Annotated in this window: 13 protein-coding genes and 2 pseudogenes; 3 read left to right on the top strand and 12 right to left on the bottom strand. The window is 60.1% G+C overall.

All coding sequences use genetic code 11. The features are described from left to right. The first annotated feature begins 62 nt into the window (after nt 1–62). Entirely contained in the window at nt 63–4874 is a 4812-nt protein-coding gene (locus ACVW0B_RS03015; protein WP_457490919.1) for an alpha-2-macroglobulin family protein, read from the top strand. A gap of 6 nt (nt 4875–4880) precedes the next feature. Here the strand turns inward: ACVW0B_RS03015 and ACVW0B_RS03010 are convergent, their stop codons facing one another. Next, nucleotides 4881–6755: an Rqc2 family fibronectin-binding protein gene (locus tag ACVW0B_RS03010; protein ID WP_457490918.1), complete on the bottom strand. Its 1875-nt coding sequence runs from the start codon at nt 6753–6755 to the stop codon at nt 4881–4883. A 264-nt stretch (nt 6756–7019) separates the two neighbouring features. Here ACVW0B_RS03010 and ACVW0B_RS03005 point away from each other — a divergent pair. Then, a pseudogene (locus tag ACVW0B_RS03005) lies at nt 7020–7236 on the top strand (hypothetical protein); the annotation flags it as partial. Nucleotides 7237–7279: 43 nt separating this feature from the next. On the opposite strand, the gene ACVW0B_RS03000 reads toward ACVW0B_RS03005, so the two are convergent. The 8 genes and pseudogenes from ACVW0B_RS03000 to purF all read right to left on the bottom strand — a co-directional run bounded on the left by ACVW0B_RS03000 (nt 7280) and on the right by purF (nt 13461). After that, nucleotides 7280–7885, bottom strand: coding sequence for a DUF3727 domain-containing protein (locus ACVW0B_RS03000; protein WP_457490917.1), 606 nt, complete (start codon nt 7883–7885; stop codon nt 7280–7282). Nucleotides 7886–7988: 103 nt separating this feature from the next. Further along, nucleotides 7989–8225: a gas vesicle protein GvpG gene (locus tag ACVW0B_RS02995; protein ID WP_457490916.1), complete on the bottom strand. Its 237-nt coding sequence runs from the start codon at nt 8223–8225 to the stop codon at nt 7989–7991. 189 nt (nt 8226–8414) lie between these two features. Next, the gene (locus ACVW0B_RS02990) at nt 8415–8804 is read right to left on the bottom strand and encodes a hypothetical protein (RefSeq protein ID WP_414342319.1); all 390 of its coding nucleotides are present in this window, start codon (nt 8802–8804) and stop codon (nt 8415–8417) included. A 578-nt stretch (nt 8805–9382) separates the two neighbouring features. Next, nucleotides 9383–9484, bottom strand: a pseudogene (locus tag ACVW0B_RS02985) (IS630 family transposase); the annotation flags it as partial. Between the two features lie 90 nt (nt 9485–9574). After that, on the bottom strand, nt 9575–10813 hold the full coding sequence (locus ACVW0B_RS02980) for a pentapeptide repeat-containing protein (protein WP_457490915.1): 1239 nt from the start codon (nt 10811–10813) through the stop codon (nt 9575–9577). Continuing rightward, the gene (locus tag ACVW0B_RS02975) at nt 10747–11244 is read right to left on the bottom strand and encodes a thiol-disulfide oxidoreductase DCC family protein (RefSeq protein WP_414413258.1); all 498 of its coding nucleotides are present in this window, start codon (nt 11242–11244) and stop codon (nt 10747–10749) included. The genes ACVW0B_RS02980 and ACVW0B_RS02975 overlap by 67 nt, the downstream gene beginning before the upstream one ends. 11 nt (nt 11245–11255) lie before the next feature. Further along, nucleotides 11256–11780, bottom strand: a complete 525-nt coding sequence (gene def, locus ACVW0B_RS02970; RefSeq protein ID WP_011433713.1) for a peptide deformylase — start codon at nt 11778–11780, stop codon at nt 11256–11258. A 52-nt stretch (nt 11781–11832) separates the two neighbouring features. Then, the gene (purF, locus tag ACVW0B_RS02965) at nt 11833–13461 is read right to left on the bottom strand and encodes an amidophosphoribosyltransferase (protein ID WP_414413259.1); all 1629 of its coding nucleotides are present in this window, start codon (nt 13459–13461) and stop codon (nt 11833–11835) included. Between the two features lie 346 nt (nt 13462–13807). On the opposite strand from purF, the gene ACVW0B_RS02960 reads away from it, so the two are divergent. Further along, complete coding sequence (locus tag ACVW0B_RS02960) at nt 13808–14464, top strand: hypothetical protein (protein WP_457490914.1); 657 nt, start codon at nt 13808–13810, stop codon at nt 14462–14464. A gap of 33 nt (nt 14465–14497) precedes the next feature. Here ACVW0B_RS02960 and ACVW0B_RS02955 read toward each other — a convergent pair whose 3' ends face one another. The 3 genes from ACVW0B_RS02955 to ACVW0B_RS02945 all read right to left on the bottom strand — a co-directional run. Continuing rightward, nucleotides 14498–15895: an aminotransferase class III-fold pyridoxal phosphate-dependent enzyme gene (locus ACVW0B_RS02955; RefSeq protein ID WP_457490913.1), complete on the bottom strand. Its 1398-nt coding sequence runs from the start codon at nt 15893–15895 to the stop codon at nt 14498–14500. Nucleotides 15896–16034: 139 nt separating this feature from the next. Then, nucleotides 16035–17750 carry a succinate dehydrogenase/fumarate reductase flavoprotein subunit gene (locus tag ACVW0B_RS02950; RefSeq protein WP_457490912.1) on the bottom strand — a complete coding sequence of 572 codons (1716 nt, stop codon included), beginning with the start codon at nt 17748–17750 and terminating at the stop codon, nt 16035–16037. A gap of 112 nt (nt 17751–17862) precedes the next feature. Beyond that, nucleotides 17863–18615: RNA-guided endonuclease InsQ/TnpB family protein (locus tag ACVW0B_RS02945; protein ID WP_457490911.1), on the bottom strand; the 753-nt coding region annotated here is incomplete at its 5' end.

The following is an 18615-nucleotide window of genomic DNA, read 5'->3' as shown; positions in this document are numbered from 1 at the left end:
TGACCCTTGAACCCCCAGGGCGGCCAGGGCACAGGGTAGGAGCAACAAAGGAAAGGGATCCCATGCTGAGGCGATGGTTGGTGGCCCTGGTGGTGTTTTTGGGGGTAGGGCTGGCGGTTCTGCTTTCCGAACAGCCGACGGGATCCCTGGCGGGACGGGTGGAGCTACCGGCAGGGGTAGCTCTGGAGAGCGTCCGGGTGATCGCCGCCGGCCCGGCCACTCGCAGCTCCAGCTTGACCGCAGATGGCGAATATCGCTTGGATCGATTGCCTGTTGGGGAATACCAGGTGACGGTGCAGGGATCCGGACTGGAAACGGTGGGCAGCCAGGGATCCGTTCTGGTGCGGGAGGGGGCAACGGTTCGGATCCCCACCTTGCGCCCTCAGCTTGTCCCCCCCGGTCTCTATCTCTACAGCACCAGCCAGGTGTTTACGACCGCAGAACCGGCGCGGCTGCAGTGGCGGGCCACCAGCCTGGGCTCGGTGCAGCTCAGCCTCTATCGCTTTTCCCTGACAGAGCTGCAGGGATCCCCTCTCTTGCGAGATTTGGCGGATGCTGGCTATGGCTCCCTGAATCCGGCTCTATATCCCACCCTGCGGCGGGAGCTTGTGCGCAGTTGGCAGCAGCCGGTGCCACGACGAGCGGGAGAGGGGTGGACAGCCCAAACCTTGGAGCTGGGGATCCTGCCGCCGGGGGCCTACTGGGTGGAGGCGGAGGGCCGGGAGCCGCTGAATGCGGCTGCACCCTTGCCCCGTTTCGACCATTGGTTTTTGGTGAGCGATCTCGGCCTCATCCAGAAGCAGGATGCCAGCCAGTTGGTGGTGCAGGCGGTGCACCTGCGGGAGCTGCGTCCCCTGGCCGGGATCCAGATCCAAGTTTTCGGGGAGTGGGGGGATCCCCTGACGGCCACCACCGATGCAGAGGGGCTGGCCCGCTTTGGCCTGCCGGCGAGAGAGGTTTCTTCCCTGGTGGTCTATGGCCGCAGTGCCGACAACACCCTGCAGGCTTTGTCCCGCAGCTACGCCTATGGCTGGAACCAGCCCCACCGGATCTACGCCTACACCGATCGTCCCCTCTACCGCCCTGGCCAAACCGTCTATTTCCGCGCCCTGGTGCGAGAGCAAACCCGCCTCACGCCGCCCCCCCCAGGACAAGCAGTGCAACTGACCCTTACGGCCCCCAACGGGGATGTGTTGAGCGAACAAACCCTGGCCACCAATGCTTTTGGCAGTGTCCATGGGGAGTTTCAACTGCCAGAAGAAGCGTCCCTGGGCAGCTACGGCCTGGAGTGGCAGGTGTCAGGGCCGCAGGGATCCAGCCGCGAATACACCTCTTTTCAGGTGGAAGCCTACCGCAAGCCGGAGTTTGAGGTGGCGGTGGTGCCCGACCGACCTTGGCTGGTGCGGGGGGGATCCCTGAAGGTGCAGGTGGAGGCCGAGTATCTTTTCGGCGCGCCGGTGGCCGCTGCCCAGCTTCGCTACCGAGTTTACAGCAGCCCCGACTGGAGCCTGCGCTATGGGCTGTTGCCCCGTTCTGCCGAGGAAGACTATTTCGCCGACGACCTGGGAGAGGAGCAGGGCTACTACGGCGGCTACGGCCAGTTGGTGGCGGAAGGAGAAGGGGTGACGGATGCCCAAGGGCGGGCGGAGTTTCGCCTGGATCGCCTGCTGCAGGATCTCAACTGGGAAGAAGACAGCTACTGGGGCCCCCAAGAGGTGCAGCAACTGCGCATCGAGGTGGAGGTGACCGATATCAGCCGCCGGACGGTAACAGGATCGGCGCGGGCCTGGGTCACGGCTGGCGAATTTGCTCTGTTTGCGGAAGTGAACCGCCATCTGCCGGCTCCGGGGGATACCCTCACCTACCGGCTGCAAGCCCGCGATTACGATGGCCGCCCCGTCAGCGCCACCGGAGAGCTGAGCCTGGAGCGCTGGCGCTGGGATCCCAAGAGCAACACCTACCAACGGCAAGGTACCCTGCTGCGGCAGCCTTTTCAGATTGTCAACGGGGAAGGCAGCCTCGACCTCCACCTGCCCGCCGACCTGGAGCCGGGAGACTACCGGGTGCGGTTGACGGCATGGGATCCCCGCCGTCAAAGTGCTCCGCACCGCTGGCGCGAACGGGTGCAGGAGGTGGACTATCTCTGGGTGGTGGAGCCGGGCAGCCCCCTGCAAAGTTGGGGATCCCTGCCCAGCCTGGAAGTGGTGGCGGATCGGCAGATCTACCAGGTGGGGGAAGAGGCCCAGATCCTGATAGTCTCGCCGCTGCCGGATGTGGCGGTGCTGGTGGGCATTGAGGGATCCCGGCTGCACCAGGTGCAGGTGCTGCGTCTCCAGGGGCATACGGCCACGCTGCGGCTGCCCATCCGCGGCGACTATCGTCCCAATCTCTACGTCACTGCCACTGCCATCGGCCCAGAGCGGCGGCTGTACCGAAGCGAGGCCCTGCTGCGGGTCTCCCCCTTGGATCGCTTTTTGCAGGTGGAGCTGCAGACCGATAAGCCCAACTATCGACCGGGCGAGACCGCCCAAATCCAAATCCGCACCCGCGATGCCCAAGGGCAGCCGGTGAGCGCCGAGGTGGGCCTAGGGATTGTAGACAATGCCCTCTACCTATTGCGACCCGACTTCACCCCGGATATTCGCCGCTTCTTCTATGGGCGCCAGTACAACCAAGTTACCACCACTACCTCTTTCCCTCAGCAATATCCCGGCGGTGCTGACAAGCTGGCCGGCCAAGTGCGGGAAGACTTTCGCGATACCGCCGCCTGGTTTCCGGATCTGGTCACCGATGCCGATGGCCTGGCTCAGGTGCAGGTGCGCTGGCCCGACAACCTGACCACCTGGCGCTTGACCGCCCGCGCCGCCACTGCCGACACCCAGGTGGGATCCGCTCTTGCCACAGTCTCGGTTAGCAAAGACCTGTTGGTGCGCTTGGCCGCTCCCCGCTTTTTCCGGGTGGGGGATCAGCTCACCTTGGCGGCCATTGTGCAAAACCGCACGGGTCAAGCCCAAGCGGTGGAGGTGCGGCTGGAAGTTCCTGTTCCTGCCGGTGGGATCTTGAAATTGCAAGGCCCGGAACGACAACGCCTCACCGTGCCGGCCCAAGGAGCGGGGCGGGTGGAATGGCCTCTCCAGGTTCTGGGGGCCGGAGATACCTCTCTGCGGGTCTGGGCGGAAGGGAATGGGCTGAAAGATGCGTTGCAACTGCGGATCCCCAGCCAGCCCTTTGGGGCGGCGCATCGCTTCTCCCAAGTGGGCCAACTGGGAACCCCGTCTGGCTTGCGTGAAGGGGAGTCTGGCAGTCTGGAGTTGCCGCTGGATTGGCCCGCCACCTGGGTGCCGGGATCCCGGCAACTTCACCTGGAACTGGCCGCTAGCCCGGCAGCAACCCTGCTGGGGCCGCTGGATTACCTGGTGAAGTTCCCCTACGGCTGCACCGAGCAAACCCTGAGTCGCTTCTTGCCCGCCCTAGCCGTCGCCCAAGTCAGCGAGCAGTTGGGCTTGAACCTGCGCTCTCAAACCCTGGAGCGGCTGCCTCGAGTGCTTCGATCCGGCTTGCAGCGACTGGAGGGATCCCAGAACTACGATGGGGGCTGGGGCTGGTGGGCCCATGACCGGAGCAACCCCTATCTGACCGGATACATCCTGCAGGGATATCATCTTGCCCAAGCTGCTGGCTATGCCCTCAAAGAGTGGCGGGTGCGGCAGGCCTTGGACTATCTGGCCGCTCAACTGGCCCAGCCACAAGCCCTCTCCCCGGATCTGCAGGCTTTTGTCGCCTACAGCCTGGCCCTCTGGGATCCCGCCTTGGTGACTGCCGACCTGCCGCCGCCGGAGCGGCTCTCCACCTTTGGCCTGGCCTACCGAGGGCTGGCCGCCCTGCAACTGGGCCAAGGGAACACTGCCCAGGCGGATCTGGATCAGGCCCTGCAACGGCGGCAACAGGATCCCCAAGGGCGCTGGTTTATCCCGGCTGCCTCTTCCTTGGCAACCCACGAGCGCTCCACCTACGACGACATGGAGGTGGCCGGCCCGCTTTTGCAATTGGCCGTTCGCTTGCAGGATGACCGGGCTGCCCAGATTGCCGAGGCCCTTCTCCAGCAGCAGCAAAACAACCGCTGGCGCACCACCAAAGCCACCGCCGATGCTCTCCTCGGCCTATCTGCCTACTACCAGGCCCAGCAGCAGCAGCTTCCCAGCCCCGGCGAGGTGCGGGTGTTGGATGGGACAACCGGATCCCTTCTCGGTCGCTGGCAGGCCGGCGCTGGGGATCCCCGCTATGGGCTGGATTGGGCTGACGCAGAAGTGGGGAACCTGAGCAGCCTGCGCCTGGAAAAGTCCGGCCCTGGCCCCCTTTACTACAGCTTGAGGGGAGAAGCCTTCGTCCCCAACCCTCTGCCCTCTCAAGCCCAAGGCTTTGCGGTGAGCCGCAGCTACTTCCGCCTACAGCCCCAGCTCCAACCCAACGGGGAGATCCGCTACCGAGAGCAGCCGCTGCGCCCTGGCGACACAGTAAGGGCCGGAGAAATCCTCCTGGCCCGGTTGACGGTGGAAGCCGAGCGGGACAGCCACTACGTGGTGGTCGAGGATCCCCTGCCCAGCGGCGCCGAGATCACCTCCCAGGATCCGCGAGAGTTCACCGGCTTGGCCCCAGACTACTGGTGGGACTGGTTTTGGACCCGCCAAGAGAATCGGGATGACCGCGTGGCCTTTTTCAGCACCGAGCTCAAGCAGGGTCGCCATGAGTTTGTCTATCTCTTCCGTCCGGAGATCCCCGGCCAATTCCAGGTGGCTCCTGCCTTGGCAGAAGAAATGTACGACCCCAGCCGCTATGGCCGCAGCGCCGCTTACTCCCTCAAGGTTCTTCCCTAGATTCCCTCAAGCCTGCTCGTGGCATGGGCCAGAAACGAAGCCACCGGTCGCGTCGGTGTTCACGAGGGCTGACGCAATGAGGAATTGAGCACGGCTGGGCCGCCCCCAAAGCACCTGCTCCTGTTTGTAAACGACCATGCCGGGCGGGGATCCCTTGGGTTTAAACACCAGTTTCGGGCGAGTGTAGACTACCGGCACCTGTTCGCTGAGGCGACCGCGGCTGAAATGGGCCGCCAAATCAGCAGCCGCCTGCAGATCTTCGCTTTCTGCTACAGCCCCGGGGGGCAAGCGCAGCAGCACATGACTGCCGGGGATCTCTTGGGCATGAAACCACCAATCGTGTTCCTGAGCCACGCGAAAGGTGAGCTGATCATTTTGCAGGTTGTTGCGCCCCACCCAAATGGAGAAGCCACTGGGGCTGGTAAAGCGGTGGGGGTTGAAGGTTGCCGGTGAGGCATGTTTTGAGCTCGCCCGCAGAGACTCTGTCCCGCTGTTGCGAGTGGGACTCTCCAAGTAGCGCTGTTCAATCAGCTCGGTCTCAATTTCCTTGAGGGTGGTCAAGTCTTGGGGATCCCGATAGGTTTCCAGCTGCTGTAGAGACGCTTCCACCTGCTCGAGGTAGAGGATCTCTTGGCCAAGCGCCTCTTGTAGGGGCCGGATAGCATCCTGGGCCCGTTTTTGTTTGCGGTGCTTGCGGTAGTAGGCTTGGGCATTGAGAATGGCATTTTTTTCGGGGTCGAGAGGGATCTTGACCGTCTGGCCGCTGGCAAAATCCGGCAGCTCGATGTGGTGCAGCCCTGGCCGCCAAAGGTGGAGGTGGGCCATCAACAAGTCGGCAGCCTGCTTGGAGGCTTCCGCTTGGGTGGAGTCGGCCAGCATTGCCTCAAATTGCTCTCGCCGCTGATAGAGCTTTTTCAGCAGGGTGGATACCCTTTGCAGCAGACGGTGGCGCTCTCGCTCAAACTGTTCGCGGTTAAGCTGAGCCTGGTAGTAGCCTTCCAGAAGTTGGTGCAGATTGAGTCGAGAAGGTTGTTGCAGGGACTCCGTCCCGCTAACGGGAACGGCACCGCTTGCCCAGCCGAGAACGGTGTATCCCTGGGGAGTTGGGGCCGGGTCAAACTGGCCGGTTTCCAGACGGGTTAACCAGTCTTGCCACCTGGCAAACAGCGCCTGCCAATCCTGGGCAGAGAGGTGATCGCTGGGGGTTTGCGGCGGGATCCCAGCCTGATGACACATCGCTTCCACCAAGTGCCGACTGAGGCCGCGATAACAGCGCAACAGCCGTTGGCCGATGGGGCCGGGGATCAGGGCAACGCGCTCTTGCCAGCAGGAGAAGGGCTCGGATCGCTGCGGGATCGGATCGGTTAGGGCCGGAGGAGCCTCGTAGGGCAGGCCCGGCTGTACCGGACGGATCCGCGATTGGCGCTCGCTCACCCCATGACCACTGGCCAAAATCATGCCCGCCTCGTCCACCAAAATGGCATTGCTGTGCTTGCCCATCACCTCCAGGTAGAGATGGCGATAAGGGGGATCCCCGGGCCGAGGGGCAAAGCGCAAGTCAATCACCCGTTCCCAATCCTCCAGCAGAGCCAGCTCCGTCAGAGCCAAACCCTTCAGGTGCCGTTGGAGGAACTGGCTAAATTGAAAGCCATCCGGCTCTTTGGGAGGAGGCTGACAGAGGTGGAGACGGGCCGCCTGAGGATGCCAGCACAACAGCAGGCAGGGGCGGGCAGTGAGGGTGCGCAAGCCAATGACCACCGTCCACAGATCGGTCTGTTGGATCCATTCCACGCGGGCAGGCAACACTGGATCCCGACCTGTCTTAGCCTGGGTTAGATCGGCGAGCACAGCACGCAGGGTGGTTAAATCAACCGGCTGCATCCCTGTTGCTCCTTATCGCTAGGCAACGCTCAGGCGGCTGGTCTGAGGCTGGCTTATTCTGACCCTTGGCCCGCAGATCCGACGCCCCCGACAGATGTTGAGACGGGTCTGGAGTGGCTGGTGAAAAACTCTGGGCAAGTTTTACTGGGTAGTTTCACCACCTCTATCCCTATGGTGCTCCGCACCGCCGAGGCGACTGGCTGGGCAGGAGCATGACTCTAGTCAATAATAAGCTCAACTATACTGAAAATAATGTATAATATGTTCAGTACGGATTACTACCAGTTGATCTTTCTGTTTACTTTCGAGTCTGCCAACATGGTAGCCAAAGCAAAGCAGAAAATTGGTAGTAAGACGACACGGAAACTGCGCTTTGGGTATTCTACTCAAAGCTTTGCGGGATACCGCCATTCTGGTTGGAAACAAACAGAATGCTATCGCTGCACAGTTGAACAGTGATGTTCAGCAGTGTTCAGCGTAAATGTATCAGTATCCAACTCGGCAGAACAGAAGGGGTTGACCGCCTAATCTTCGTCTTCATCTTCTTCGTCATCTCCGTCTTCCCATTCCTCATCGAGATCCAGCAGCAGGGCATAGAGCTGATCAAAAAGCTCTGGCGGCTCATCGGGGGTGAGCAGGTAGGGATCCCCTTCGTCAGGCAGAGCGGCGTAGAGCAAAACGGGATCGAGGGGGGTAAAGATGCCGTATTTCTTCTCTTGGTAGAAAAAGGTAGCTAGCAGTTGAAACTCCTGGGCATCTTCCTCGCTCTCGCCCAGCTCGAACACATCTTCCTCTTCGACTGGGGGCAATTCCCCCTGAACCGTGAGGATGTCGAAGCCATTTTGCTGCAAGGTGAGGTTCAACTCCCCCAAGACAGCCTGGATGGTGGGCAGGGCAGCCTGTAACTCTTCGGGATCCGGCTCGTCCAGGATCCCTTCCATGTTGGCATCGCCGTTCACCGCTTGGCTGGGTTCTTCTTCCCCTTCCCAAACCAGCACTTTGATCACAGCATCAACGGGAGTCACCAGAGCATAGGTCTGCTCGTCGATGACCACCTGCCGCAGGATCTCGCACTTGAGAGGCTGGTTTTGCTCGTCGCGGAGCACCAAGGTTTCATGGGATCCAGTCATTGAAAACAGCCCAGGAAAGATGGGGGTGTACAGAAGCTCATTCTCCCATGTTCTGCCCCCCCTGCAATGCTGAGGGATCCCTTCCAGGCCCACCGGCAGAACTCTATGCTTCGGCTTCTCCTTCTGCTTTGGTTAAGGCTTCCAGGGCCAGCAAAATCTCCTCTTCTCGGCGGGCGTAGGTTTCTTCGTCAATTTCTCCCAAATCTAGCTGAATTTGCAGGGCCGTAAGTTCTTTTTGCAGGTTTTCTTTGCTATCCAGCTGTGCTTCGGCGCGTTCTCGGATCTGCTCTGCTAGCCAAAGCAAACTTTGGGCCGGCCAAGTCAACAATTGCCAAACCATCCCAGGGCCCCTAAAGCAGATGATGAGTCTTCGTAATCCTATCAATTTGGATTCTCAGGTGGCCATTGCCCCGGCCTAGCCGTGAAACTTTTTGTTCCCTTCCTCCCCAAGCTGGAAAGACTGGGACACGCACGAAGCGCCAGGGGAAACACTGGCTATTGGTGCTCAGGCAAGTCCTAGCCGCGAAGACTAATCCTCTCGCTGGTGCTTCTCGATCCACTCCATGAGCTCCCCCTCGGAATGGGTACACAGGCGCTCTCCCGTGATTGGGTCTTGGACAGACCACCAGACCATGCCGCTGCCATCTACCCACTGCCGCACCCGCAGTTCATCGCAGGCCGCCAAGACTGCCTTCAGGCTCTGCCAAAGGTGGCGCAGTCCTCTGAAGAGCGCTGAAGAGAAGGGATCCCTGCCGCCGTACTCGGCTGCCAGCTGCCGCTCTTCTTGTTTCAGCAGCTCCATCAAGCGGGTGTTGTTGGCCGCCCTAGCTGCTTCCAAACGACGGGCCAGGGAGGCTGCTATGTTTTGGCGATGGCGGGCCAGGAGACTTGTCCCCCTCATTTCAGCGATTGCACTCATAAGGCTGCTCTACATACCAGTACCTCTACACGATCAATCCTACCAAAAAATCTGTAGTCAAGGATACGAAAAGTGCAAAACCATCGGTCCTGCACGCTAACGTGCGGGATCCGATCCCAGTGCCCTGCCTGGGAGCTGCCGGAAGTTAATCCAACAAGGGGCCACCTGAGCAGCTCAGATCAATCGGCGGCTTCCCCGGACGGATTTAACGGGGGCTAATCCACAGGCAGCAAATTCAAGCGGAGCGGCAACCGGAGTTTTTCCGCGTCTTGCAGGAAAAAATGCTTGCAAGCCTACTTCCACGGAGCTGCCACAACTCGGAACGAGCCGACCAAAACAGCTTAGGCAGGAGGTGGAGAGGAAAGGGATGGAGGGCTATCGACTTCAATGGGGCCTAACCCTCTCCTTTGAACGATGGTCTGTAGCTCCTGCATCAACTCTTGATCTTGAGAAGCGGTACGTGCTCCTAACTCGGCAGCCCATTCTTTCAGGCTTTGAATTTGGTCACGAGCAATGGCGGCTAGAGGAACCGTTTGGCGGGTGGTGCCCCAGGAGTAACGATACAGCCTGTTAAGGAACTAAGGGGCACAGTAGCAACACTTAGCAAACCAACTTCGGAAGCAGGACGGGTTGATAAGTAATAAAGAGGTCTCCACTATCTGCTCTATGCTACACTTCCCAGCTTCTAGCGAATGGGTTGGCATATCCCTCTCTCCTTCCTCTTGAATACTTGTATCCTATTTTTAATAGGCTGTAGCAACAATGTGAATCTAAAGAAAGGTGTACTCGTCGTAAAGGGATCCCTTGAACAAAGCGCCGTTCAGGTTAGCTCCCCGCAGGTTGGTGCCCCGCAAGTCGGTTTGGCTCAAGTTGGCTTCCTGCAAGTCTGCTTCTCGCAAATCAGCTCCTCTTAAATCCGCTCCGGTCAAGTCCGCTTGCTGCAGGTAGGCTCGGCGCAAATACGCATCTGCAAGGTTAGCTCGGGCCAAGCTCCAGCCGGAACGCGGCTGGTTGAGAACCCGCCAAACTTGTTTCCACTTGGGATCCAATTGGGTCTGGGCGTCTAGGCGTGTCCCCTGCAGGACGGCCTGGCTGAGATCTGCCCCTTGTAGGTTGGCTGAGGTTAAGTCGGCCCCGCCGAGGTGGGCTTCGCGGAGATTGGCGCCGCGCAGATCGGCATGGACAAAGTTAGCCTCTCGCAAATTGGAGCCCTGCAAGTCCGCTTGCAGTAGGCGAGCTTGGCGCAGGTTAGCCTTTTGCAAGGAAGCCCTGCAGAGGATGACTTGGCTGAGGTCTGCATCGGCAAGGTTGGCTTCATCCAATTGGGCCGAGTGGAGATAGCCCCCGCAAAGATTTGCCTCCGACAGATCCCTGCCCACCAGATCTCGTCCTTCCTGCTCCCAGTTGAGGATTTGCCACACCTGGCGCCACTTTTCTGCAATTTGGGTCTCAGGGGTAAGGTGGGCGCTCCGCAGCAGGGATCCCCGCAAGTCCGCTCCCACGAGATTGGCCTGATGCAAATCGGCGTCAGCCAAAACGGCGCTGCTTAGGTTAGCCCCCATCAGGTTGGCTTGGCGCAAGTTGGCTTGCCGGAGATTGGCCTGGCTGAGGTTGGCATGGCTCAAGTCCGCCCCTTGCAGATGGGCTCCCTCAAGGCGGCTATGGCTGAGGTCAGCGTAACAAAGAATGGCTTCAGTTAGGCGGGCATTGTTCAAATCAGCAGCTTTTAGCTGGGCCCGCCATAGGTTAGCCTGACGTAGGTTTGCTCGACACAGATTGGCTTGTTCCAGGAAGGCTTGGCGCAGGTTGGCATTCACCAAGACAGTTCCCACCAAAATGGCCCGGCACAGAACTGCTTCAGCCAGACAAAGGCCAGAGAGGTCGGCCCTGCTGAGGAGGATCCCTTGCAGATCTGCTTGGTAAAGCCCCAGGGCGCTGAGATTCAGCTGCTTGAAATCCCGTTCCCCCTGAGCGTATTGGTGCAGCAGTTGCTGGACGGGGCTGAGCATGATTCCTTATCTACCAAATCCACCAGGAGATCCTGGCCGCGAACACAGACAGGGTAAGCCGATAGGTAGAGGGTGTTACGGCAGCCAAACCACTCGTAGCGGTGATCCCGGATCTGTTTGTAGCCCAGATCCCCCAGAAACTTCAAGCCAGGAAAGTTGCGGTACAGAGCCAGCCACACCTCCCCGCTCGGCAAAAGGGCGGCAATTTGTTCAATGGCAGCGGATCCCTGCCAGCGGCGCTCTGGGTGCTCCAGATCGATGAGAATCATCCCCAGCTCCACCTGCTCCGGTGGGATCCCCCATTGGGCCAGGGTAGAGGTATCTTGCATGGGGGCATAGCAAAACTGCCGTCCGCGATCCAGTTGCTCCAAGAGCTGAACGCCGGTGGCACAGAGGTTGCAGAGGCCGTCGTAGATAACCATGTAGGGCATGGTGGGATCCCTCAGGCGGGCTGACCCAAAATCTGGGCTTGGTACTGGGCTTCGGTAAGCAGTTGCCGAGGCTGCCGCTGCAGGAACACCCGACCCATCAGGTGATCGTATTCGTGCTGAAAGATCCGCGCCGGAAAATCCTGCCAGACCACCCTTTGCTGAACGCCTTCTGGAGTGTAATACTCCACCTCCACTTCGCGGGCGCGGGCCACCAGACCACGGCAATTGGGCACACTCAAGCAGCCTTCCCAACCCAGCACCTGTTCAGAACTGCAAGCCAGCAGACGGGGGTTAACCATCACCAAAGGCTGCATTTGCGGCGCTTCCGGGTAGCGGGGATTGGGACGAGAGGCCACGATCAGCACTTGGAGCAGGGATCCCACCTGAGGAGCAGCCAAGCCCACCCCCTGCGCCTCTTTCAGGGTAGCCAGCATACCTTCTATAAGATCCTGCAAGGCCGGCGTTTTGAACTCCGTCACCGGCTCGGCCACTTGCGTCAGGATGGGATCCCCCAATTGGCGTAGGCGAAAAGTCATGGCTTGCCCCAAGCAATTCTTCTTCTCAGTCTAGCGGGGATCCCTGAGCAGCCTAGCGGCTCTTGCCAGTAGCCACCAGTTCCAGGGCCAGCTTGGAGCGCTTCAGCCCTTCTGGGATGGGGATGGGGTAGTGGCCGGTAAAGCAAGCGGAGCAGAACGAGTTGGGATCCCGGCCCGTGGCAGCCAGCATGCCTTCCCAGCTCAGGTAGGCCAAAGAATCCACTCCAATCTTCTCGGCGATTTCCTCTACGGAATGCTGGGCAGCAATCAACTGATCCTGGCTATCGGTATCGATGCCGTAGAAGCAGGGATGGGTGACCGGGGGGCTGGAAATGCGCATGTGGACCTGGGTAGCCCCCGCCTGGCGCAGGGCCTTGACGATTTTCTGGCTGGTGGTGCCCCGCACAATTGAGTCGTCCACAATCACGATCCGCTTCCCCCGCAGCACGTCCTCCAGGGGGTTGAGCTTCATGCGAATGCCCCGCTCCCGCATGGATTGGGTGGGCTGAATAAAGGTGCGGCCCACGTAGCGATTTTTGATCAGCCCTTCGGTGTAAGGGATCCCCGACTGGCGAGCATAGCCAATGGCCGCCGGCGTGCCGGAATCGGGAACGGAGATCACCCAGTCGGCCTCTGCCGGAGCCTCCTTGGCCAGTTGTTCTCCCAGCCGCACCCGGTAGGAGTAGAGGCTTTCCCCGTGCATCCAACTGTCTGGGCGGGCGAAGTAGATCATCTCGAAGATGCACAGCTTGGGGGTGGCCTCCGCCCAACGCACCGATTGCAGCCCCTGACGGCTGATCCACACCAACTCTCCCGGCTCCACCTGCCGCAGAGGATCGGCCCCGATGATATCCAAAGCACAGGTTTCTGAAGCCAACACGTAATGCAGCGGCTCGGCCTCGGGGTGGCTGAGGGTGCCGTCGCTGCAGATGATCTCCAGCATCTCTGACTGCAGCAGCTCATCCAGAGCGGGGTTGCTGCTCAAAAGCCCCAACACCAGCGGACGCACCCCATAGGGATCCCGTGCCCCGATCAGGCCCTCTGGCGTGCCGATCACCAGACTAAAAGCCCCCTGACAGCGGCGCAAAGCTTGGCAAGTGGCCGCGATCCAATCTTGACCTTGGTTCACCGCCTGGGCAATGGCGTGGGCAATACACTCGGAGTCGGTGCTGCTGGTTAGGTGCCGGTCGGCGGCCTCCAGTTCCTTCCGCAGCTCTTCCGCATTGACCAAATTGCCGTTGTGGGCCAGAGCCAGCGGCCCCAGGCGAGTCTCCACGATCACCGGCTGAGCATTGGCCACGCGGCTGGATCCAGTGGTGGAGTAGCGGGTGTGACCAACCGCCAGATCCCCGGTCAGTTGGGCCAAGTTCACTTCATCGAAGACCTGGGAGACCAAGCCCATCGCCTTGTGAACCCGGCAAAAGGATCCCTCAAAAGTGGCGATCCCTGCCGATTCTTGGCCGCGATGCTGCAAGGCAAATAGGCCAAAGTAGGCCAGCTTGGCCACCTCCTCTCCTGGAGCCAGGATGCCAAAGACCCCGCAAGCCTCTTGCAGCTCTTCCCGGGCATACCCCGCCCCGCTGATGTTTTCTGAGGGGTACAGGGCATCAACGCCAACGGCAGTCTGCCCCTCTGCTTCTCCACAGCCAGAAGATGGTTCTGCTCCCGCCCTTGCTGCCATGGATCCTCGTCTTGCTGTCACGCTTACCAGTCTAACTCGGCCCAGGTCATTCCCCTCTATCTGGCTTCACCCCCAAAGGGGGGAGTCCACAGGTAGGGTTTGCAAAAAGCTAAGACTCTATCTATAGTGTTAGCAGCGTGTAAGCGCTGCTGTGGCTGAGAAGCAGCCTGGCCGAGTTTTTGAGTTGGACACCACCAAGGCTCGGCTCTCCCAGAACCGGCAGGATCCCAAAGCTTTGTGTTGTGAGGAGTCAAACCCCATGAGACAGCAGCCCCATAGGTTCCGTCAGAGCTGGACGTTAGCAGCCTCCTCTGTAATAAGGGCCAGTGTAGCCGCTCTTCTGTCGTTGTCACTGGTGGCTTGCCAAGAAGATGCCGGCGAACAGCCTGCGGTTACCATCACGCCGATAGCGGTGGTGGCTCCAACGCCCACTCCTTTCCTCATCCCCAGTCCTGTCCCTACGCCGCCGCCCACCCCTCTGCCTACCCCGACCCCCACTCCCCTCTTGAATCCTTTCCCCACTCCCAGCCCCTCTCCCACTGCTTCCTTTGCGGCAGAGCCGCCTTCGATTGCCGTGGTGGCCCTGACGGACGCGCGACAGACGGTACCCTTCAACGTGCTGGTGGCCGTGACGACTCCTGCAGGTTTGGGGGCCGGCATCAGCTTCCGGGTGGAAATCCGGCAAAGCCCCCTCACCCTCACCTTTGATTTCACTGCCGCTGCCGTCGGCTGTCAGCCCAACAGCAGAGCCTGCATCGGCACCATCCCCATTACCATTCCTGCTTCTGCTCCCACCGGGGATTATGAAGTGACGGCAATGGTGGCGGATACCCAGGGCCGAATTGCTTCGGCCAAAGCTCCTTTACGGGTGTTGCCTGCGCCCAGTCCCTCCCCCTCGCCAACGCCGACCGGCACCCCCAATCCCTTTCCCTCGGTATCCCCTTCGCCCAGACCCAGTCCCTCTCCCAGTCCTTCGCCGACGCCCAGCCCCAGAAGCTTCTAACTCCCTCAGGCAGTCTCTCTTGTCGATTCAGGACTAAGGTAGCTCTTGAAGAACTCGCTTCAGGGTGGCGATCAGGTTTTCAATATGGGCTTCCTCGATGATCAAAGGCGGGGAAAGGGCAATGGTATCACCTGTAGTGCGAATCAATACCCCACGTTCGTAGCAGCGCAAAAAAGCTTCAAAAGCCCGCGCTGTCGGTCGGCCAGGGATCCCTTCCAATTCAATTGCCCCCACCAAGCCGAGGTTGCGCACATCGATGACATGAGGCAAGCCCCGTAGGGAATGGAGAGCCTCCTCCCAGAGGGGAGCGAGGTTGGCAGCCCGCTCGAACAAGCCTTCTTCTCGATACAGGTTCAGGGTAGCCAAGCCGGCGGCACTGGCAACTGGGTGGCCGGAGTAGGTGTAGCCGTGGAAAAACTCGATGGGGCTCCAGGACAGCGTCCTGCTGTTGTCCCCTGGACGGTGCAGGTCATCAGCGGAACCAGCAGCCTCCATGAAGGCGCTGTAGATCTCTTGCTTGACGATCACTGCGCCCATCGGGATGGTGCCATTGGTGAGGCCCTTGGCACAGCAAATCAGATCCGGCACCACCCCAAAGTAATTGGCCGCAAAAGGGGATCCCAGACGCCCAAAGCCGGTGATCACCTCATCGAAGATGAGCAGAATGCCGTATTTGTCGCAAATGGCCCGCAGCTTTTCCAAATAGCCCACCGGCGGCAGCAACACCCCCGTTGAACCGGCAACCGGCTCTACGATCACCGCTGCAATCGTGCTGGCATCGTGGAGAGCGACGATCCGCTCCAAGTCTTCTGCCAAGTGGGATCCCCAGCGAGGCAGGCCGCGGCTAAAGGCGTTTTGCTCCAGGTTGTGGGTGTGGGGTAGGTGGTCTACGCCGGGAATGAGGCTGCCAAAAAACTTGCGGTTGTTGGAGATGCCCCCGACCGAGATGCCCCCAAAGCCAACGCCGTGGTAGCCCCGTTCCCGGCCAATCAGCCGCTGCCGGGATCCCTGTCCGCGTAAGCGATGGTAGGCGATGGCCATTTTCAGGGCCGTATCCACCGCCTCAGAGCCAGAGTTGGTGAAAAAAACGTGATCCAGTCCGGCAGGAGTGAGCTGGATGAGCTGCTCTGCCAGTTGAAAGGCTTTGGGATGGCCCATTTGAAAAGCTGGGGCGTAGTCCAGTTGGGCCACCTGCTGTTGGATTGCTTCCACAATAGGGAGACGACAGTGGCCGGCATTCACACACCACAGCCCGGCAGTCCCATCTAGGATTTGGCGGCCATCGTGGCTGGTGTAGTACATGTCTCGGGCGGCCACCAACAGGCGCGGGTTGGCTTTAAATTGCCGATTGGCCGTAAAGGGCATCCAAAAAGGCTCCAGATTCAGCTCCGCTTGCAGGGCGACGGCTGCTTTCTCCAGGGTTTCTTGCATGGCTGGCCCTCCGGCAGTAGACGAGATTTCAAGCTGGCGAAGATGGAATCCCTAGATATTGGATAATTTTGAAAGGGGCTCCATCCTGCTAACGGGAACGATAGAGCAATCCTAATCGGCCTGGGAGGCCTCTGGAAAGTTAGTATTTTCGCTCCTGAGGGGGAAACCGGGTGATCACCACGGGGCGATAGCTGATCTGAGGGGATCCCTCGCGAAAGGCAGCCAAGGTGTGTTGTAAAAACCGTTGATCATCCCGTTGGGGGTAATCTTCCCGCGCGTGGGAGCCACGGCTTTCCCGCCGTTCCAGGGCGCTGGCGAGGATCAAAGCCCCCACCGTCATGAGGTTGTCCAGCTCCAGCGCTTCGATCAGCTCGGTGTTCCACACCTTGCCCCGATCGTCCAAGCGCAAATCCCGCTCGTAACGCTGGTGGATCTGCTGCCATTTTTGGATCCCCTCTTGGAGAACCGATTCGGTGCGGTAGACCCCACAATGCTCGGTCATGCAATCTTGAAATTGCCGCCGCACCTGATCAATGCGGCTCTTCCCTGATCGTTCCAGGAGCCCGGCAATCCGGCTGGCGGCCTGTTTGAGTAGGGATCCCTCGTCCACTTTCGGCAAGGCTCGACCTCTGACGGCCTCTACCATGGCTGCCCCTGTGCGCCGCCCGAAAACAACGCACTCCAGGAGAGAGTTGCTGCCCAGCCGGTTAGCCCCATGCACCGAAACACAGGCCGTTTCACCGGCAGCGAACAGCCCTTCCACACGGGTTTGGACATCCCGCAGTACCTGCCCCTCCACCGTCACCGGGATCCCACCCATGCAGTAGTGCACCGTCGGTCGCACTGGAATGGGATCGACAACCGCATCGATGCCCAAGTGGCGATGGGCCTCCTCCCAACAGAAGGGCAGCCGAGTGTGGATCTTTTCTGCCCCCAGATGCCGCAGGTCTAAGTAGACAAAATCTTTGCCGTCAATACCACGCCCGGCCCGCACCTCCGTAACAATCGCCCGCGAGGTGATGTCCCGTGGGGCCAATTCCATCTGGCTGGGGGCATAGGCGGCCATGAAGCGCTCCCCCTTCCCATTGATCAGATAGGCCCCCTCTCCGCGCACTGCCTCTGAGATCAACACCCCCACCGGATACAGGCCCGTGGGATGAAACTGCACAAACTCCATATCCTGCAGAGGCAGGCCGGCCCGCGCCACCATTGCCATGCCATCGCCGGTGGAAGCAAAGTCGTTGGACGTGGAGTTGTAGATGCGCCCATAGCCGCCTGTAGCCAACATAACCGCCTTGGCCCGCACCACCTCCAGCCGCCCGCTGGCCTGCTCCAACATCACCACGCCCTGGACTTGGTTTTCTGCCAGGATCAGATCCAGCACATACCATTCGCTGTAGAGTTTGACCCCAAAGCGCTTGAGGTTGCTCACCAACTCGTGTAAAATGGCTTGCCCAGTTTTGTCGGCGGCATAGCAGGTGCGCGGGTGGCTGTGTCCCCCAAAGGCCCGCTGGGCAATGCGGCCATCCGGCAGGCGGGAGAACAAGACCCCCAAGTGTTCTAGGTCGATGATCACTTCAGGAGCTTCCCGGGCTAGAATCTCCACCGCATCTTGATCCGCTAGGTAATCGGATCCCTTGACGGTATCGAAGGCATGAGCCTCCCAGGAATCTTGCGGATCAACATTTTGTAAGGCGGCGGCAATGCCCCCTTGGGCTGCTACCGAGTGGCTGCGAATGGGATGGGTTTTGGACACCAAGGCCAGGTCGAGGCTGGGATCCCGTCGCATAACCTCCAAAGCCGCTCGGCAACCGGCCAGCCCTCCCCCGATGATGACAATGTCGTGTTCCAGCATGGATGCAGGCAAGCTCTCGCAAAGGATTCCGCCACAGCCAGGATGGCGTTTTCCCATTATGGCCGGCCCCAGCAGCCTCTCCAGCAGCAGGTAAACTACCCGACTCCGACCGCTAAGCGGTACGGAGCGGGCTTTCAGTAGCCCTGAGCCTGCTCTGCTCTACCAGAGAACAAAACAGGCCCGAACCTCTAGGCTGGTTTACGGCAGCCCCCAAAAGCGCAATCACCTTCGCACCGTTAAAATCCGCATCCCCTTCCCAACCGCAGTGCCCGCATTTGAACTGCTTACCCTTGCGATAGGATTGAGCGGAGTCGGGATGAATACGCAGGCACTTGTGGCAGATCTGCGAGGTATAGGCCGCAGGGACAGCTACCACTTTGACACCCGCCCTCACAGCCTTGTATTCGATAAACCGCCGCAGCTGGTAGAACGCCCAGCTATTGCTACGCCGCCGCTCCTCACGACTGCGGGGGTGTTGATTGGTGCGTTCCCGAATGCCGCTCAAGTCCTCAATTGCAATGCAGGCAGAAAGAGATTTTGCTGTTTTAACGATGCGCTTAGCGATACTGTGGTTCACCCAAGCTTGAAAGCGTCTCTCCCTGCCAGACAGCCGTTGCAGCAGTTGACGGCATCGCCGCCTGCAACTGCGGGTGCCCTTACTGGCCTTGCGCTGAAGAGACGCTCTTAACCGACAGTAGTGATCTCGGACTTTGTTCAGCTGCTGTCCATTCCAGTTGTCTCCTTCGGAGGTATGGGCAATGTCTCGCCGTCCCAGGTCAACACCAATCACCTTGTCGGTGTTCTGTTGCTTGGGGGGCTCTGCCTCGACACAAATCTGGATGGAGTAGGAGCCGTCCTTCCGCTG

The sequence above is a fragment of the Thermostichus sp. MS-CIW-23 genome, from assembly GCF_054059455.1.
The sequence above is the reverse complement of the archived record's forward strand: the minus strand, read 5'-3'. Positions and strand labels throughout refer to the sequence as shown.

Bases quoted from the DNA above. Each gene is read 5' to 3' on its own strand.
- ACVW0B_RS02950 (WP_457490912.1), bottom strand. From the start codon at position 17,750: ATGCTGGAACACGACATTGTCATCATCGGGGGAGGGCTGGCCGGTTGC.
- ACVW0B_RS03015 (WP_457490919.1), top strand. From the start codon at position 63: ATGCTGAGGCGATGGTTGGTGGCCCTGGTGGTGTTTTTGGGGGTAGGG.
- ACVW0B_RS03000 (WP_457490917.1), bottom strand. From the start codon at position 7,885: ATGACTGGATCCCATGAAACCTTGGTGCTCCGCGACGAGCAAAACCAG.
- purF (WP_414413259.1), bottom strand. From the start codon at position 13,461: ATGGCAGCAAGGGCGGGAGCAGAACCATCTTCTGGCTGTGGAGAAGCA.
- ACVW0B_RS02995 (WP_457490916.1), bottom strand. From the start codon at position 8,225: ATGGTTTGGCAATTGTTGACTTGGCCGGCCCAAAGTTTGCTTTGGCTA.
- ACVW0B_RS03010 (WP_457490918.1), bottom strand. From the start codon at position 6,755: ATGCAGCCGGTTGATTTAACCACCCTGCGTGCTGTGCTCGCCGATCTA.
- ACVW0B_RS02955 (WP_457490913.1), bottom strand. From the start codon at position 15,895: ATGCAAGAAACCCTGGAGAAAGCAGCCGTCGCCCTGCAAGCGGAGCTG.
- def (WP_011433713.1), bottom strand. From the start codon at position 11,780: ATGACTTTTCGCCTACGCCAATTGGGGGATCCCATCCTGACGCAAGTG.
- ACVW0B_RS02975 (WP_414413258.1), bottom strand. From the start codon at position 11,244: ATGCCCTACATGGTTATCTACGACGGCCTCTGCAACCTCTGTGCCACC.
- ACVW0B_RS02990 (WP_414342319.1), bottom strand. From the start codon at position 8,804: ATGAGTGCAATCGCTGAAATGAGGGGGACAAGTCTCCTGGCCCGCCAT.
- ACVW0B_RS02980 (WP_457490915.1), bottom strand. From the start codon at position 10,813: ATGCTCAGCCCCGTCCAGCAACTGCTGCACCAATACGCTCAGGGGGAA.